General features: G+C 46.3%; 13 protein-coding genes. 9 read left to right on the top strand and 4 right to left on the bottom strand.

Annotation, left to right across the window (positions count from 1 at the left end; genetic code table 11):
* Positions 1-159 precede the first annotated feature (159 nt).
* Both dnaK and dnaJ read left to right on the top strand, forming a co-directional pair.
* Complete coding sequence (dnaK, locus tag KKOR_RS12035; protein ID WP_015781410.1) at positions 160-2,088, top strand: molecular chaperone DnaK; 1,929 nt, start codon at positions 160-162, stop codon at positions 2,086-2,088.
* Positions 2,089-2,246: 158 nt separating this feature from the next.
* Positions 2,247-3,374, top strand: a complete 1,128-nt coding sequence (gene dnaJ / locus KKOR_RS12030; RefSeq protein ID WP_015781409.1) for a molecular chaperone DnaJ — start codon at positions 2,247-2,249, stop codon at positions 3,372-3,374.
* 70 nt (positions 3,375-3,444) lie between these two features.
* Here dnaJ and KKOR_RS12025 read toward each other — a convergent pair whose 3' ends face one another.
* The 4 genes from KKOR_RS12025 to KKOR_RS13535 are packed head-to-tail and all read right to left on the bottom strand — an operon-like array spanning position 3,445 to position 6,249.
* Positions 3,445-4,617: a 5-(carboxyamino)imidazole ribonucleotide synthase gene (locus tag KKOR_RS12025; RefSeq protein ID WP_015781408.1), complete on the bottom strand. Its 1,173-nt coding sequence runs from the start codon at positions 4,615-4,617 to the stop codon at positions 3,445-3,447.
* On the bottom strand, positions 4,614-5,111 hold the full coding sequence (gene purE / locus KKOR_RS12020) for a 5-(carboxyamino)imidazole ribonucleotide mutase (protein ID WP_015781407.1): 498 nt from the start codon (positions 5,109-5,111) through the stop codon (positions 4,614-4,616). The genes KKOR_RS12025 and purE overlap by 4 nt, the downstream gene beginning before the upstream one ends.
* Before the next feature lie 9 nt (positions 5,112-5,120).
* The gene (locus KKOR_RS12015; RefSeq protein ID WP_015781406.1) at positions 5,121-6,059 is read right to left on the bottom strand and encodes a sodium-dependent bicarbonate transport family permease; all 939 of its coding nucleotides are present in this window, start codon (positions 6,057-6,059) and stop codon (positions 5,121-5,123) included.
* Positions 6,049-6,249, bottom strand: coding sequence for a hypothetical protein (locus tag KKOR_RS13535; protein WP_015781405.1), 201 nt, complete (start codon positions 6,247-6,249; stop codon positions 6,049-6,051). Before KKOR_RS13535 ends, KKOR_RS12015 begins: the two co-directional genes overlap by 11 nt.
* Positions 6,250-6,345: 96 nt before the next feature.
* Between KKOR_RS13535 and KKOR_RS12010 the strand changes: the two genes are divergently transcribed.
* From KKOR_RS12010 to greA, 7 genes are all read left to right on the top strand, one after another.
* Positions 6,346-7,281: a LysR family transcriptional regulator gene (locus KKOR_RS12010; RefSeq protein WP_015781404.1), complete on the top strand. Its 936-nt coding sequence runs from the start codon at positions 6,346-6,348 to the stop codon at positions 7,279-7,281.
* A 79-nt stretch (positions 7,282-7,360) separates the two neighbouring features.
* Positions 7,361-9,358: an OPT family oligopeptide transporter gene (locus KKOR_RS12005; protein ID WP_015781403.1), complete on the top strand. Its 1,998-nt coding sequence runs from the start codon at positions 7,361-7,363 to the stop codon at positions 9,356-9,358.
* Positions 9,358-9,978, top strand: coding sequence for an arylesterase (locus KKOR_RS12000; protein ID WP_015781402.1), 621 nt, complete (start codon positions 9,358-9,360; stop codon positions 9,976-9,978). Before KKOR_RS12005 ends, KKOR_RS12000 begins: the two co-directional genes overlap by 1 nt.
* A gap of 32 nt (positions 9,979-10,010) precedes the next feature.
* Complete coding sequence (dapB, locus tag KKOR_RS11995; protein WP_015781401.1) at positions 10,011-10,814, top strand: 4-hydroxy-tetrahydrodipicolinate reductase; 804 nt, start codon at positions 10,011-10,013, stop codon at positions 10,812-10,814.
* A gap of 551 nt (positions 10,815-11,365) precedes the next feature.
* The gene (carA, locus tag KKOR_RS11990; protein WP_049756763.1) at positions 11,366-12,544 is read left to right on the top strand and encodes a glutamine-hydrolyzing carbamoyl-phosphate synthase small subunit; all 1,179 of its coding nucleotides are present in this window, start codon (positions 11,366-11,368) and stop codon (positions 12,542-12,544) included.
* A 14-nt stretch (positions 12,545-12,558) separates the two neighbouring features.
* A complete protein-coding gene (gene carB / locus KKOR_RS11985) occupies positions 12,559-15,783 on the top strand; it encodes a carbamoyl-phosphate synthase large subunit (RefSeq protein ID WP_015781399.1) in 3,225 nt (1,074 codons plus the stop codon).
* Positions 15,780-16,262: a transcription elongation factor GreA gene (gene greA, locus KKOR_RS11980; RefSeq protein ID WP_015781398.1), complete on the top strand. Its 483-nt coding sequence runs from the start codon at positions 15,780-15,782 to the stop codon at positions 16,260-16,262. The genes carB and greA overlap by 4 nt, the downstream gene beginning before the upstream one ends.
* Positions 16,263-16,268: the final 6 nt, after the last annotated feature.

The raw sequence follows: 16,268 nt of genomic DNA, 5'->3' as shown, positions 1-16,268 counted from the left end.
ACCAATATAGCCTGATATTCGGTGGGTTGGTCGAAATACCATTCTGCTTTAGTGATTAACCATTAACCCCAAAAAAAGTAAGTTCAAGGGGTTGATCTCCAAAACCCGCCCCCCATATATGTTTCAAGCAAGTTTTAACGTTATTTTTGGAGTAGTAAGATGGCCAAAATTATTGGTATTGATTTAGGTACAACAAATTCATGTGTCGCCGTTATGGACGGCGATAAGCCGCGCGTTATCGAGAATTCTGAAGGTACGCGTACAACCCCTTCTATTATTGCCTTTACTGATGGCGAGACTTTGGTCGGCCAATCAGCGAAGCGTCAGGCAGTAACCAACCCGCAAAATACTCTGTACGCTATTAAGCGTTTGATCGGTCGTAAGTTTAAAGACGACGTCGTTCAAAAAGACAGAGGTATGGTGCCATACAACATTATCGAAGCTGATAATGGCGATGCCTGGGTTGAAGCTAATGGTAAGAAAATGGCTCCGCCACAGATTTCTGCTGAAGTTCTTAAGAAAATGAAGAAAACAGCGGAAGATTTCCTGGGCGAAGAAGTTAAGGAAGCGGTTATCACGGTTCCTGCCTATTTCAACGACTCACAACGTCAGGCTACTAAAGACGCTGGCCGTATCGCGGGTCTTGATGTGAAGCGTATTATCAACGAGCCAACTGCGGCTGCCCTTGCCTATGGCATGGACAAAGAACGCGGTGATCGCACTATTGCGGTTTATGACTTAGGTGGTGGTACTTTCGATATCTCTATCATCGAAATCGCTGAAGTCGATGGCGAACACACCTTCGAAGTATTGTCGACTAACGGTGATACATTCCTCGGTGGTGAAGATTTCGATATGCGCGTTATCGAATATTTGGCAGCTGAGTTCAAGAAAGACTCAGGTATCGACCTGAAAGGCGATGCTTTAGCCATGCAGCGTTTAAAAGAAGCGGGCGAGAAAGCTAAGATTGAATTGTCTTCAAGCACGCAAACTGAAGTCAATCTGCCTTACATCACAGCCGATGCAACAGGTCCTAAGCACTTAAACTTGAAATTGACTCGCGCTAAATTAGAAGCGCTAGTTGAAGACTTGATTGAGCGCAGCATGGAGCCAGTTAAGCAGGCGCTTAAAGATGCAGGTCTTTCAACCTCAGAAATTAATGATGTGATTCTAGTGGGTGGTCAAACCCGTATGCCTAAAGTTCAAGAAGCCGTTGCTGGTTTCTTCGGCAAAGAACCACGTAAAGACGTTAACCCAGACGAAGCGGTTGCAGTCGGTGCTGCAATTCAAGGTGCGGTATTGTCAGGTGATGTTAAAGACGTATTGCTACTGGACGTTACACCATTATCGCTCGGTATCGAAACCATGGGCGGCGTGATGACTCCGCTAATTGAGAAAAATACCACGATTCCTACTAAGGCATCGCAAACTTTCTCAACTGCAGATGATAACCAAACTGCGGTAACCGTTCACGTGCTACAGGGTGAGCGTAAAATGGCTTCAGAGAATAAGTCACTTGGTCGTTTTGACCTGGCAGACATTCCACCTGCGCCACGCGGTATGCCACAAATTGAAGTGACTTTCGATATTGATGCGAACGGTATTATGCACGTATCTGCGAAAGATAAAGCGACTGGCAAAGAGCAATCGATTCAGATTAAAGCCTCTTCAGGTTTGAGCGACGAAGAAGTTGATCAAATGATTAAAGATGCCGAGGCGCATGCTGAAGAAGATAAGAAGTTCCAGGAGCTAGTCGAAGCGCGTAACCAGGCTGATGGTTTGGTACACGCAACTCGTAAATCGCTAAAAGATGAGAACATCACTTTCGAAGACGGTGAAAAAGAAGCTATCGAAACAGCTGCTAATGAGCTGGAAGAAGCGATTAAAGGCAATGAAATCGAAGACATCAAAGCCAAAACTGAAGCCTTAAGTCAGGCATCAGCCAAGTTAGCAGAGCGTATGTATGCTAACGCGCAGGCAGAAGCTGGCCAGCAGGCTGGTGGTGAGCAGGCGCAAGGTCAAGGCGCTGCTGATGATGTGGTCGACGCGGAATTTACTGAAGTTAAAGACGAAGATAAAAAGCAATAAGCTCTAACTAGCCCTTTTTGCTTCTGACTTTGTTGGAGTCTAGCAAAGTAAAGTAACGAAACGATAACGCAGGATAGGGTCCTTTGGGATACCGTCCTGCGTTTGCTGTAGTGAGCTGTTTAAGTCAGCCTGAAGATCAACAACCAAAGTAGTTAAGTATGTCAAAAAGAGATTATTACGAAGTATTGGGTGTATCAAAGTCTGCGGATAAAGCCGAGTTAAAGAAGGCTTATCGCCGTTTGGCTATGAAAAACCATCCGGATCGTAACCCTGATGACAAGGAAGCTGAAGCACGCTTCAAGGAAGCCAAAGAAGCCTACGAAGTTCTCAATGATCCGCAAAAACGCCAGGCTTATGATCAGTATGGTCATGCTGGTGTTGACCCGAATATGGGCGGTGGGCATGGTGGTTTTCACGGTGCTGATTTTGGTGACATCTTTGGCGATGTTTTTGGTGATATTTTTGGTGGTGGTCGTCGCGGCGGCGGCCGACGTCAGGCGCGCGGCTCTGATTTGCAGTACAACATGGAGATCACGCTGGAAGAAGCTGTATCCGGTGTGACCAAAACCATTCGTATTCCGACCATGGTTAACTGTGATACCTGCGAAGGTTCTGGTGCAAAACCGGGTTCGGGTACTACGACCTGTACCACCTGCCATGGCCAAGGTGCTGTGCGCATGACCCAAGGCTTCTTCTCTGTGCAGCAAACCTGTCCAGATTGTCGTGGTACTGGGCAAGTAATCAAAGATCCTTGTATGGACTGCCATGGTCAAGGCCGTGTTCAGAAAACCAAAACCTTGCAAGTTAAAATTCCGGCCGGTATTGATACAGGTGATCGCATTCGCTTGTCGGGTGAAGGCGAAGCCGGTGGCCCTGGAGCTGCAACGGGTGATTTATACGTGCAGGTGCATGTTAAAGAGCATCCGATTTTTGTTCGTGACGGTGCTAACTTATATTGTGAAGTTCCGGTTAATTTTGTGGCTGCTGCGCTCGGTGGTGAAATAGAAGTACCCACTTTGGAAGGGCGTGTTTCATTAAAAATCCCAGCGGAAACTCAAACTGGCAAAATGTTCCGCTTAAAAGGCAAAGGCGTTAAAGCCATGCGTGCGGGATACACCGGCGACTTGATGTGTCGCGTCGTTCTCGAAACTCCGGTCAGTTTAGGCAAGGAGCAAAAAGAGTTGCTGAAACAATTTGGTGAGACATTAGCCAGCGGCAAGAACAGTCCGAAAGAAAAAGGCTGGTTCGACGGAGTGAAGAAATTCTGGGAAAATATGACAGGTTAGGTCTAATAGTTACCATAAAAAAGCCCGCATTTGCGGGCTTTTTTATGTCTGCTAATTTAAAGCCAGACTGTTAGCCAGCTTGGCTGAACTGGTTGTCAGGCTTGTTCATATCCAGCAAAGTCTGATGCAGTTTAGACTCAACCTTTGACGCTTCCTGATCATTCATGTTGATGTGGCCTACCTTGCGATTAGGTTTTACAGATTTGTTATACCAATGGATCTGTAGCTCTTTATCAAGCAGCTGTTTGTCGGCCGGTGCCTGTCCTAATAGGTTGATCATCGCTGAAAAACCTTTGTTGGGAGCACTGGCTACTGCGCGACCGCTGATGGCTCTAATGTGGTTGAGGAACTGCGAGGAGTTGCAGCCAATCTGCGTCCAGTGACCGCTGTTATGGACTCGAGGTGCAAACTCATTGATTAATAACTGGTCATCAATCATAAAGAATTCAATCGCCAGTACGCCCACATAGTTTAGCTTCTCTAACATCGCGGTTGCGATTTCCTGCGCCTGTATCGTTAGCTGTTCGCTGATGTTTGTTGCCGGTGAAAAGCTATAATGAAGTATGCCATCTTTGTGAACGTTTTCAGTCAGGCTGTAATGAACAATGTTGCCATGCAGGTCGCGTGCCGAAATGATTGAAACTTCTTTAGTAAAGTTAAGCAGTTTTTCAGCGATAAATTTATCTGTGGGTTTAGCCTGCTCCAGAACTTTGCATGCCTCCTGAAGGTTATTGACACGCCACTGTCCTTTACCGTCGTAACCAGTTGAACAGCGCTTGATAATCATCGGCCAGCCGAGTTTGATGCCCGCTTCCATTAAAGCTTCTACATGATCGGCAGAGCTCCAGGGTGCAACCGCAAAACCAAGCGACTCAACAAAGCGCTTTTCATCTTTACGGTTTTGCGAAATGGCAATGGCTTCAGGGTTTGGATGAACGTCACAATGCTCATTCAATGCTTTGAGCAGTTCAACATTAACATCTTCTTTCTCCACCGTAATGACATGGGGTTTGCCGAGCAGCAGATAGATCTCTTCGGCAGATAGCTGCGATAAATCGGTTTTAACCAAGTGGCCAAGCCCTTCAACGGGCGAAGAGTCATCCTGTTCGGAACACAAAAATGAAAAGCTGTGGCCCATCGAGATTCCTTCCAGCGCCATCATTCTTGCTAATTGTCCGGCGCCAATGATCGCGACCTTATAGCTTTGTGAATTAAGCAACCCTATGACATTGCTCGAAATCATGATGCAACCTCCTCGGCAACTGAAGCCGTCTGTTGAGCTCTCCACTGTTGCAGAGCTTTTCTTAATGATGGGTTATGTAAAGACAATATTTGGGCTGCGAGCAAGCCTCCATTAAAAGCACCCGCGTCACCTATAGCCTGACAGGCTACGGCGACGCCTTTTGGCATTTGCACCATAGATAGAAGACTATCCATGCCTTTTAACTGTTTGCTCGACATGGGCACTGCAATCACCGGTAGCCAGGTCATGGCCGCTGCCATTCCGGCCAGGTGAGCAGAACCACCAGCACCGGCAATGATGACTTCAATGCCACGCTCAGCCGCTTCATCGCAGAATTGATAAAGACGATTGGGCGTGCGGTGAGCAGAGACAATCTTGGTCTCGTAAGCAACATCAAGCTCATCCAATACCGTGGTGGCATGTTGCATGCTGTTCCAATCGGACTGTGAGCCCATGATGATGCTGACTTTCGGTGTGGTTTGAGATGAACTCATAGTAATCTCCTAACTGAAAAGTAATTTGTGAATTAGGCTGTAGTACAAAGGAATACCAACCAGAACATTAAACGGGAAGGTCACACCTAAGGATGCTGTAATGGCAATTCCCTGATTAGCCTGCGGTAAAGCAACTGACATAGCCGCCGGAACCGCAATATAAGAACAGCTGGCACCGAGCGTGGTTAGCAATAAGGTGCCACCTTCGCTGAGGCCGAATGACCAGGCCAACAAGCCGCCGAGCAGACCGCCGATTAATGGCATCAAGATGCCAAAGGTGGCGATGAAGGTTCCGTACTCGATGAGGTGTTTGCTTTGACGTGCAGCAATCTGACCCATTGCCAGCAGAAACAAGGCTAATGAGCCATGGAATAAATCTTTAAACAGTGGAGCAATTGAGGCCATCTGTTGTGGGCCGGCTAACCAGCCAATGATAACGCCGCCGAACAGTAGCAGAACACCTTGATTTAATAACGACTCGTGGAGCAGTCCCTTTAGGTTTAGTGAGCTGTTCCGTTGTTTTGCCAGCAGGATTCCAACCGCAATGGCGGGTGCTTCGAGAATGGCCACAAACAGTGGGAAGTATGCCTCGTATTCAACGCCTTTGCTTTCCAGAAAAGCAACAGCTACCGCATAAGTCGCAACACTGACTGAACCGTAATGGGCGGCAATATTGGCAGCATTGATGCGATCCAGCAGACCAAAATATCTCAGTAGCGGGTAAGCAATCAGGGGCAGAATAAAACCAAAAGCCAGTACCGCAACGACCTGAATGATCAGGCTGGCTGAAAAATACTGCTCTAGAGCCGCGCCACCTTTGAGACCAATAGCCAATAAAAGAAATAGTACCAATCCCTTATACAGACCTTCCGGGAAATCAATATCTGACTTAAGGAAGGTTGCTAAAAATCCCAGCAGAAAAAAGACAACAACAATATCAATTTGCATGCTGTGCTTCCCTTGTGTTGCTACGACGAGTCATGCGGCGTAACACACGACTACTGCTCAATACAAATAGAGCTGCACCTGTTATGGCTAGCATCCAGCTACTGTATCCAAAGTAAGCTAAGTAACATCCAATCAGTGCAATCAGTAAAGAAGTTAATAATTCAAAAGCTTGAGTACGATTAAGCGACATATCATCAATCAGGTTGGTGAATTTGGCGCTATTATAAGAATTTGGAACTTAGTGTATAATCGATTTTATTTAAGGTTTGTATAGAGGATTATCTATATGGCTTCGATAGGAACTTTGCGACAACTGCAAATATTGTTGGCATTGAGGGAACATGGTTCGGTAACTGCGGCATCTGAGGCACTTTTTCTGACTCAGCCCACAGTGTCGATGCAATTAAAGAATCTGGCCGATAAAATTGGGATGCCGTTATATCAACAACAAGGCAAAAAATTACAGTTTACGGATGCTGGCTTAGAAGTTTTAAAGACGGCGAAAGATGTGGTCGATTGTTTTGACCAACTTGAAATGCGATTGAGTGCATTAAAAGGACTTGAGGCCGGTAAGTTGCGCATTGCGGTAGTCAGCACTGCGAAATATTTTATTCCGCATTTGCTCGGTGAGTTTTGCAAGCTGTATCCGAATGTAGAGGTTAATTTTAGCGTTGGTAACCGGCAACAAATTATTGATCGAATGAAAGACAATCTGGACGATTTTTATGTGTTTACCTATCCACCCAAAGAGATCAAGCTGGTAACGACCAAGTTTCTGGATAATCCTTTGGTTGCCATCGCGCATGACCAACATCCATTGACGCAGAAAAAGCGCATCAGTTTACAGCAGTTTTTTAAGTTGCCATTTCTATTACGCGAACAGGGCTCGGGAACGCGTTATGCCATTGAGCGATTTCTTGAGGAGAAAAGCCTACAACTTAATACTCGAATGATCATCGAAAGCAATGAGGCCATCAGGCATTCTGTAATGTCGGATCTTGGAGTGTCAATTTTGTCAGCCTACACTTTGGTTTATGGTGAAGATGCTGGTTTGTCAGTGCTGCCGGTAACGGGTTTGCCGATCCGCTCCCAGTGGTATCTGGGCTATTTAGAAAACAAACAGCTATCGCCGATAGCGCAACGATTCTTTGATTGGGTTACTACTGAAGGCTATAAGCAGCTCGAAAAGCAGTCGCAAAAGGTCTTGAAGCATAGTCGCTGATCGAAGAGCTAGAATTTGACAGGCGAATGCCCCCCCTATTTAATAGCGCATATTGCTGGTAAAAACTGGGGAGTTTCTATTGACCACTGAAATAAAAAAAGGGCTGGATGCAAAAGCCTATGTGCCACTAAAAGAAGGCGAAACCTATAAACCCTATGTCCCTGCAGAAGAGGATATGGCGGAGTTTACCTTTAAGGCTGTAGGCCTTGGCATAGTGTTCGGGGTTATCTTTGGCGCGGCCAATGCCTATCTCGGACTACGAGCCGGCCTAACCATCAGTACCTCGATTCCGGTAGCAGTGATGGCGGTGGCTGTTTTTAAAATCTTATCCAAGTTTGGTATCGGCAGTACGATTCTTGAAACCAATATTGCGCAAACTACTGGTTCGGCATCCAGCTCTTTAGCCAGTGGTGTGATCTTTACCTTGCCTGCCTTATTTATGTGGGGTGTTGCTCCTGACTTGTTGCAGATGACGATTCTGGCAATGAGTGGCGGTGTGATTGGTATTCTATTCATGATCCCGCTGCGAAAATTCTTGATTGAGCGTGAACATGGCAAGTTGCCTTACCCTGAAGGCACCGCCTGTGCGGAAGTACTGGTGGCCAACGAGGTCGGCGGCAATAAAGCCAAGTATATTTTTTATGGCATGGGCGTGGCTGCTCTGTTTAAAACCCTGACCTCCTGGATCAAAGTGATTCCGGATTATGCCGCGGTTAAAATTCCCTTCCTGAAAAAAGGTGTGATAGGTGTCGATCTGTCCGCCGCTCTGTTCGGTGTCGGTTATATTTTAGGACCACGCATTGCCTGGGTCATGGTCGGTGGAGGTCTTTTATCAGCCATTATTATCATTCCTGCTATTGCCTACTGGGGCGATACTCAGACCACACCTTTCTTTCCTGAAACCGTAAAGCTTATTGCGGATATGTCCACGGGCGAAATCTGGTCGCGTTATGTTCGTTACATTGGTGCGGGCGCTGTTGCGACAGCGGGTATCATCACCTTAATGAAAAGTATTCCGGTGATGATTCAAAGCTTCAAGGTTGGCGCAAAGACTATCGTCAAAAGCGTAGAAGAAGAAGTTCACGAAGATAAGCAGCATAAGGTTGTTGAGCCAAGAACACATCAGGACTTGCCGATTAAAGTGGTATTTTTCGGAATATTGGCTGTCATTTTAATGTTGACCTTGGTGCCGGGAGTGTTTGGCGCTGTGGGTGGTATTGATACGCGCTTGCTAGCGGCTATTTGTGTTGCCGTTTTTGCTTTCTTCTTTGTTACCGTTGCGGCTCGAATTGTGGGTTTGGTCGGGGTGACTTCGAATCCGACGTCAGGCATGACAATTGCTGCACTGCTAGGCACGGCAACGATTTTCCTGGCCATGGGCTGGACGGATACCAGCGGCAAGGCGGCGACTCTGATTGTCGGTTGTGTGGTAGCGATTGCGGCGTCAATTTCAGGTGATACTTCGCAGGATTTAAAAAGTGGTTATCTGCTAGGGGCAACGCCACGAAAACAGCAAATGGCTGAATTGATTGGTGTTTTGACCTCGGCCACTTTTGTTTGTCTGTCCGTTTTGTTACTGGCGGAAACCTTTGGTTTTGGCAGTAAAGAATTACCTGCGCCACAAGCGACATTGATGAAACTGGTGATCGATGGCGTGCTTGAACAAAGCCTGCCTTGGGTTCTGGTGGCAATTGGCGTCGGTATTGCCATTGTCTGCGAACTGGTGAAAATTCCTTCGCTTCCTTTTGCAGTGGGAGTGTATTTACCGCTATCAACCATGACCCCGATTCTAATTGGTGGTTTGATTCGCCACTGGGTTGAATCGAAGACCAAAAAAGAAGATGTCAAAGAAAGTCGCCGCGAGAAAGGTATTTTACTGGGCAGTGGTTTCGTCGGTGGCGAAGGTCTACTCGGTGTTGCGATTGCCGGCATGGCATTTGTTGAAGGCAGAAAACCTGATGGCATAGGTACAGGCTGGATTGGTAGCGATATGATGGCGATGATCCTTGGCGCAATTTCATTCTCATTATTAGTGGTATGGTTTGTTAAGCTACTGAAAAAGAGAGATGAAGCCTAATGGCAGAATTAAAGAAATACCTATGTTTGACCCTAATTCTGGTAGGCAGTGTATTGTTAACTGCCTGCAGCGACCCAAAGCTACAGCCGTTAAGTTCGAACGCGACCATTGTTGCTTTTGGTGATAGTTTAACGGAAGGTATCGGTGCTTCGAAAGAAGGCAGCTACCCCAGCCAGTTAGCAATGATTACTGGATTGGAAGTCGTCAACGCCGGAATTTCAGGTGAGACTACCGATCGGGGCTTGGCCCGCTTTGAGGATGTGTTGATGCAATACAATCCGGAGCTGGTTATTTTGCTGGAAGGGGGTAATGATATTTTGCGTAATCACAATCAGAACCAAACCAAGCAAAACCTGGCGCAGATGATCGATATTGCTAAACAGAATAATGTACAGGTTTTGTTGATGGGTGTGCCCGAGAAAAATCTTTTCTCATCGGTTGCAGGCTTTTATGATGAATTGGCCGAAGAGCATCAAGTGGCCTATATGCGCGGTGAGGTGTCGGATTTGTTGAAGACCAAAAAGTACAAGTCGGATCAAATACACCTGAACGCGCAAGGCTATCGAGTATTAGCGGAAAAAATCGCAGAGACTTTAAAAGATGAAGGCGCTTTGCCTTAACTGAATGCACGAATTTATAGGACAAGTTGTTTATGACCCCAATTGTAATTAATGCCTGCACTGGACGAATGGGACAGGAACTGCTCAAGGCCGCAGCTAGTGATAGCCAGGTGGAAATTGTTGGCGCTATGGCGCGTGCGCAACATCAAAAGCTGGGGACTGATATTGGTTATTTAGTTGGCATGGAACCGCAGGGCGTGTTTGTTGGCGATGATTTATCAGTTACTTTGAATGAGCGAAAAGTGCTAATTGATTTTAGTTTGCCAGAGCATTCAATCGAAACTTTGTCCCATGCAGTAAGTGCCAACTCACCGGTGGTTATCGGTACTACAGGTTTTAGTGATGAACAGAAGCAGGCGATTACTGAAGCAGCACAATCGATTCCGATTGTTTTTGCAGCCAACTACAGTCTCGGCGTTAACAGTTTATTAGGACTCGTGAAACAGGCAACCAGGTTACTCGGCGATAAGTCGGATATCGAGATTTTCGAAGCGCATCATAAATACAAGAAAGATTCGCCATCAGGCACAGCCTTGGCGTTAGGTGAAGCTGTTGCAGATACACAAGGTCGAGACCTTGATAATGTGGCCGAATGGGCGCGTCATGGAATCGGTGAACGAGAACCGGGAGCGATTGGTTTTTCAGTGATGCGAGGCGGCGATATCGTCGGCACTCATGAGGTGGTGTTTGCTTTAAAGGGTGAGTTGGTCACCTTACGCCACGAGGCGCAAACCCGACAATGTTTCGCTCAGGGAGCGATAGAAGCGGCCAAATGGTTGCTGGGAAAACCAGCCGGATTGTACGATATGCAGGACGTTTTAGGGCTCAAGGACTGACAAAAAACATATTGTTCAAAAAGTGTTCAATCAGATGTGCATTGCTTGTAAGAGATCGTCCATGGTGTTTGTAAGCGATCTCTCAAGGATCTGTAGTCTAGCGCCTTAAGATCATTCAGATAATATGCTTTTTCCGCTACAGATTTTATCTAGTTAATTGATTTATAAAGGTTTTTATATTTAATGCAGGCCTGACATCGTGTCAGGCCTTGTTGTTATTGGCTCAAAAAAGAGTAGATTAACAACTGTGCAAGGGACGCACGTAAGGAAATCTAACCGAAGGACATGGTGACACACGGAAGTAGCAGGGAGCACCTAAGGGGCATGAGGCCAATTGAAAATGGGCGGTTTATCCGCCCTTTTTCTTTTTCGGATAACAAACAAAAAATAAGCGGTTGCCATAGCTCTGTTATCTCATTGGTAAGCCCCGCTTAAATAGACATCAAACCCCATTTCCATTATAATGCGCAGAATTTGCCAAAATTCCACTAAGTAAACAATTTGCTGGACTCATTTAGATTGTGAGCCCAAATTTTTTGCGCCTAAAAAAAATGGAGGTTTCTTTGTTAGAACAAGAGTCTCAACAGCTGCTAAGACCCGCCCAGCAGCCCGCCATTTTAGTTCTTGAAGATGGTAGTGTTTTTCACGGAGTTTCAATCGGTTACGAAGGACATGCAGTAGGCGAGGTGGTTTTCAATACCGCCATGACAGGATATCAGGAGATTTTAACTGACCCTTCCTACGCTAAGCAGATGGTAACCCTCACTTATCCCCACATCGGTAACACCGGTGCCAATTCCGAAGATGTTGAATCGACCAATCTTTGGGCTGAAGCATTAATCATTCGTGACCTTCCTTTATTACACAGCAATTATCGCAGCGAAGAGTCTTTATCAGACTATTTAAAGCGCCATAAGAAAGTCGCCATTGCAGACATTGATACGCGTCGCTTAACGCGAATCTTGCGTGATAAGGGTGCTTTGAGTGGCTGTATCATTGCAGGTGAGGCTCCAGATGCTGATAAAGCATTAGAGCTGGCTAAAGAGTTTCCGGGCTTGAAAGGAATGGATTTGGCAAAAGTAGTCTCCACCAAGGAAAGCTACACTTGGCAAGACAGCACCTGGTCTTTAGAAGAAGGCTACGGCAAACTCAAAGAAGCTAAGTTCAAAGTTGTTGCTTATGACTTCGGTGCTAAACACAATATCTTGAGAATGCTGGTTGAGCGCGGTTGTGATTTGACGGTTGTGCCAGCACAGACTCCCGCGAGCGAAGTTCTGGCGATGAAGCCTGATGGTATTTTCCTATCCAATGGCCCAGGTGACCCGGAGCCTTGCGATTACGCGATTAAGGCGATTCAAGAAGTTCTAGAAACCAATATTCCAGTGTTCGGTATCTGTCTTGGACATCAGTTGTTGGCTCTGGCCAGCGGCGGCAAGACGGCGAAGATGAAGTTTGGCCACCACGGCGCCAACCATCCTGTGCAAGACGTAGCAGATGGCACGGTTATGATTACCAGCCAAAACCACGGTTTTGCGGCAGACGAGAAATCGTTACCGGATAACTTAAAAGCAACTCATCGTTCCCTATTCGATGGCACCCTACAGGGTATCAAGCGTACGGATAAGCCTGCGTTTAGCTTCCAGGGTCACCCTGAAGCAAGTCCCGGTCCACACGATGCTGCACCATTGTTCGACCACTTCATTGAATTGATGGAACAACACAAAGCTTAGGAGACGATTGAGACATGCCAAAACGTACTGATATTAAAAGTATTCTGATTTTAGGCGCTGGCCCAATCATTATTGGCCAGGCTTGCGAATTCGACTATTCCGGCGCTCAGGCCTGTAAGGCTTTGCGTGAAGAGGGTTTCCGAGTGATTTTGGTCAACTCGAACCCGGCAACCATTATGACTGACCCGAACATGGCGGATGTGACCTACATCGAGCCAATTCATTGGGAAGTGGTTGCGAAAATTATCGAAAAAGAAAAGCCAGACGCGATTCTACCGACTATGGGTGGCCAGACTGCATTGAACTGTGCGTTGGATCTAGCCTCACGCGGTGTTTTAGAAATCCACGGTGTGGAAATGATTGGTGCAACGCGTGAAGCAATCGACAAAGCAGAAGATCGTGAGTTGTTCGCCAAAGCGATGTCAAAAATTGGTTTAGACCAACCTCGTCAGCAAGTTGCACACAGCCTTGAAGATGCCTGGAAAGTACAGAAAGAAGTTGGCTTCCCTTGTATTATCCGTCCTTCCTTTACCATGGGTGGTACGGGCGGCGGTATCGCGTACAACAAAGAAGAATTTGAAGAAATCTGCTTACGCGGATTGGATTTGTCGCCAACCAATGAATTATTAATTGATGAATCATTAATCGGTTGGAAAGAGTATGAGATGGAAGTTGTTCGTGATAAGAATGACAACTGTATTATCATCTGCTCTATCGAAAACTTTGACCCAATGGGTGTGCATACCGGCGACTCGATTACCGTTGCGCCAGCGCAAACATTAACCGATAAAGAATATCAGCGCATGCGTAATGCATCGCTTGCAGTATTGCGCGAGATTGGCGTTGAAACCGGTGGTTCGAACGTTCAGTTTGCGATTAACCCCGAAAATGGCCGCATGACCATCATTGAAATGAACCCGCGTGTATCGCGTTCATCAGCATTGGCTTCAAAAGCAACCGGTTTCCCGATTGCTAAAGTAGCCGCAAAACTGGCGGTTGGCTACACCCTCGATGAACTGCAAAACGAAATTACCGGTGGCAAAACACCTGCTTCGTTCGAGCCGAGCATCGACTACGTAGTCACTAAAATCCCTCGCTTCAATTTCGAAAAATTCCCGAATGTTGATAAGACCCTAACCACCCAGATGAAATCTGTGGGTGAGGTCATGGCGATTGGTCGTAATTTCCAGGAGTCGTTCCAAAAAGCAATTCGTGGTTTGGAAGTTGGCTCTTCTGGTTTCGAACCAAAGCTGGCTGAGGATGATGAGAGCTGGGTTGATACGCTTCGTCAAAACTTGCGTGTGCCTGGTTCAGATCGTATCTGGTACATCGGTGATGCTTTCCGTAAGGGCTGGTCACTGGACGAAGTGTTTGAACTGACTGGAATCGATAAATGGTTCCTGATTCAGATTCAAGAGCTTATTCAAATTGAAGAAAGTCTAAAAGACAAATCGTTCTCGGACTTAGATGCAGACTTAATGCGTCACATTAAGCGCAAAGGTTTCGCGGATCAAAGACTGGCTGATATCTTCGCCATCAGTGAAAAAGAAATTCGCAAGCTTCGTAAAGAACTTGGGGTAATTCCAGTGTTCAAGCGAGTAGATACCTGTGCGGCTGAGTTTGCTACCAGTACCGCTTACATGTATTCAACTTATGAAGAAGAGTGCGAAGCGAATCCGACTGACCGCGATAAGATTATGATTTTAGGTGGTGGACCAAACCGTATCGGGCAAGGTATTGAGTTTGATTACTGCTGTGTTCATGCCGCTTTTGCGATGCGTGACGATGGTTACGAAACTATCATGGTTAACTGTAACCCAGAAACGGTTTCAACCGATTACGATACCTCGGATCGCTTGTATTTTGAGCCATTAACGCTTGAAGATGTATTGGCGATTGTCGATATTGAAAAGCCAAAAGGTGTGATTGTTCATTATGGTGGTCAGACACCATTGAAACTGGCGCGTGATTTGGAAGCAGCTGGCGTACCAATCATTGGTACTTCTCCTGATGCGATTGACCGAGCAGAAGACCGTGAGCGATTCCAGCGAGCGATTAACCGCTTAGGTTTGTTACAGCCACCTAACCGCACAGCGCGTAACATGGAAGAAGGTGTACGCCTGGCAGAAGAAATTGGTTATCCGCTAGTGGTTCGCCCTTCTTACGTATTAGGCGGACGCGCGATGGAAATCGTTTATAACGAAGAAGAATTGCGTCGTTATATGAACGATGCAGTGAGCGTTTCGAACGAGTCGCCAGTATTGTTAGACCGCTTCCTGGATGACGCGATTGAGGTTGACGTTGATGCGATTTTTGACGGTAAGAATATTCTGATTGGCGGCATCATGGAGCATATTGAGCAAGCAGGTGTTCACTCCGGTGACTCAGCCTGTTCGATTCCTCCATTTAGCTTAAGCAAAGAAGTGCAGGATGAACTGCGTCGTCAGATGTTGGTCATGGCAAAAGAGCTTAAAGTTCGCGGCTTGATGAACGCCCAGTTTGCTATTCAAGGTGAGAGAATTTTCATTCTTGAAGTGAACCCACGTGCATCACGTACCGTGCCATTTGTTTCAAAAGCAACCGGCACGCCAATGGCGAAAGTTGCTGCGTCAGTGATGGCCGGTAAGACATTAGCTGAAACAGGCTTTACTAAAGAAATTATTCCTCGCTACTTCTCGGTTAAAGAACCGGTATTCCCATTCAACAAGTTCCCGGGTTCTGACCCTATTCTTGGCCCTGAGATGAAATCAACAGGCGAAGCGATGGGGGTTGGTAAAACATTTGGTGATGCTTTCTACAAAGCAAAGCTGGGTGGAGGCCAGGCGGTACCGGATTCCGGACAAGTCATTATCAGTGTGCGTGAAGCGGACCGAAATGGTTTGCCGGCAGTAGCGCGTTCATTGGCAGAGCAAGGTTTTGAGTTGTTAGCGACGGGCGGAACAGCACGAGCAATTCGTGAAGCTGGTATTCCATGTCAGCGCATCAACAAGATGTTTGAAGGTCGTCCGCACATTGTTGACTACATTAAAAACGGTGAAGTGGATTACATTATTAATACCACTGAAGGTAAACAGGCGATTGCTGACTCATTCTTGATACGTCGTAGCGCACTGCAACATAAAGTGCCATACACAACTACCTTGGCGGGAGCTGTGGCATCTTGTGCAGCGATGAAGGAGAATGGTCGTAGTCAGATTTACTCAGTGCAAGAACTACACACACAGGTTGATGAGCGATGAATCGAGTTCCTATGACAGTCGAAGGCGCAGAAGCGCTACAGACTGAGTTAAATGAGCTGAAAAAAGTGAAAAGGCCGCAAGTAGTTGCGGCCATCGCTGAAGCACGTGAGCATGGTGACCTAAAAGAAAATGCTGAATACCACGCGGCGCGTGAACAACAAGGTTTCATTGAAGGACGTATTCAGGAAATTGAAGCTAAATTGTCAAACTCACAAATTGTCGATGTTACTAAAATAAGCAACAACGGCAAGGTGATTTTTGGTTCAACTGTTATTCTGATTAATATGGATGACAATAACGCCGATGAAGTTCAGTACAAAATTGTTGGTGACGATGAGGCTGATATTAAGAAAAATAAACTTTCCATTAACTCGCCAATTGCACGCGGTTTGATTGGAAAAGAAGAAGGTGATATCGCCAATATTCAGACGCCAAAAGGTAGTGTTGAATATGAAATTGCTGAGGTTTTGTATCTTTAGCTAGCT

The organism is Kangiella koreensis DSM 16069 (assembly GCF_000024085.1).
Taxonomy (GTDB): domain Bacteria; phylum Pseudomonadota; class Gammaproteobacteria; order Enterobacterales; family Kangiellaceae; genus Kangiella; species Kangiella koreensis.
The sequence above is the reverse complement of the archived record's forward strand: the minus strand, read 5'-3'. Positions and strand labels throughout refer to the sequence as shown.

Bases quoted from the DNA above. Each gene is read 5' to 3' on its own strand.
- KKOR_RS12025 (WP_015781408.1), bottom strand. From the start codon at position 4,617: ATGATTTCGAGCAATGTCATAGGGTTGCTTAATTCACAAAGCTATAAG.
- greA (WP_015781398.1), top strand. From the start codon at position 15,780: ATGAATCGAGTTCCTATGACAGTCGAAGGCGCAGAAGCGCTACAGACT.
- purE (WP_015781407.1), bottom strand. From the start codon at position 5,111: ATGAGTTCATCTCAAACCACACCGAAAGTCAGCATCATCATGGGCTCA.
- dnaJ (WP_015781409.1), top strand. From the start codon at position 2,247: ATGTCAAAAAGAGATTATTACGAAGTATTGGGTGTATCAAAGTCTGCG.
- KKOR_RS12015 (WP_015781406.1), bottom strand. From the start codon at position 6,059: ATGCAAATTGATATTGTTGTTGTCTTTTTTCTGCTGGGATTTTTAGCA.
- KKOR_RS13535 (WP_015781405.1), bottom strand. From the start codon at position 6,249: ATGTCGCTTAATCGTACTCAAGCTTTTGAATTATTAACTTCTTTACTG.
- dapB (WP_015781401.1), top strand. From the start codon at position 10,011: ATGACCCCAATTGTAATTAATGCCTGCACTGGACGAATGGGACAGGAA.
- KKOR_RS12010 (WP_015781404.1), top strand. From the start codon at position 6,346: ATGGCTTCGATAGGAACTTTGCGACAACTGCAAATATTGTTGGCATTG.
- dnaK (WP_015781410.1), top strand. From the start codon at position 160: ATGGCCAAAATTATTGGTATTGATTTAGGTACAACAAATTCATGTGTC.
- carB (WP_015781399.1), top strand. From the start codon at position 12,559: ATGCCAAAACGTACTGATATTAAAAGTATTCTGATTTTAGGCGCTGGC.
- KKOR_RS12000 (WP_015781402.1), top strand. From the start codon at position 9,358: ATGGCAGAATTAAAGAAATACCTATGTTTGACCCTAATTCTGGTAGGC.
- carA (WP_049756763.1), top strand. From the start codon at position 11,366: ATGGAGGTTTCTTTGTTAGAACAAGAGTCTCAACAGCTGCTAAGACCC.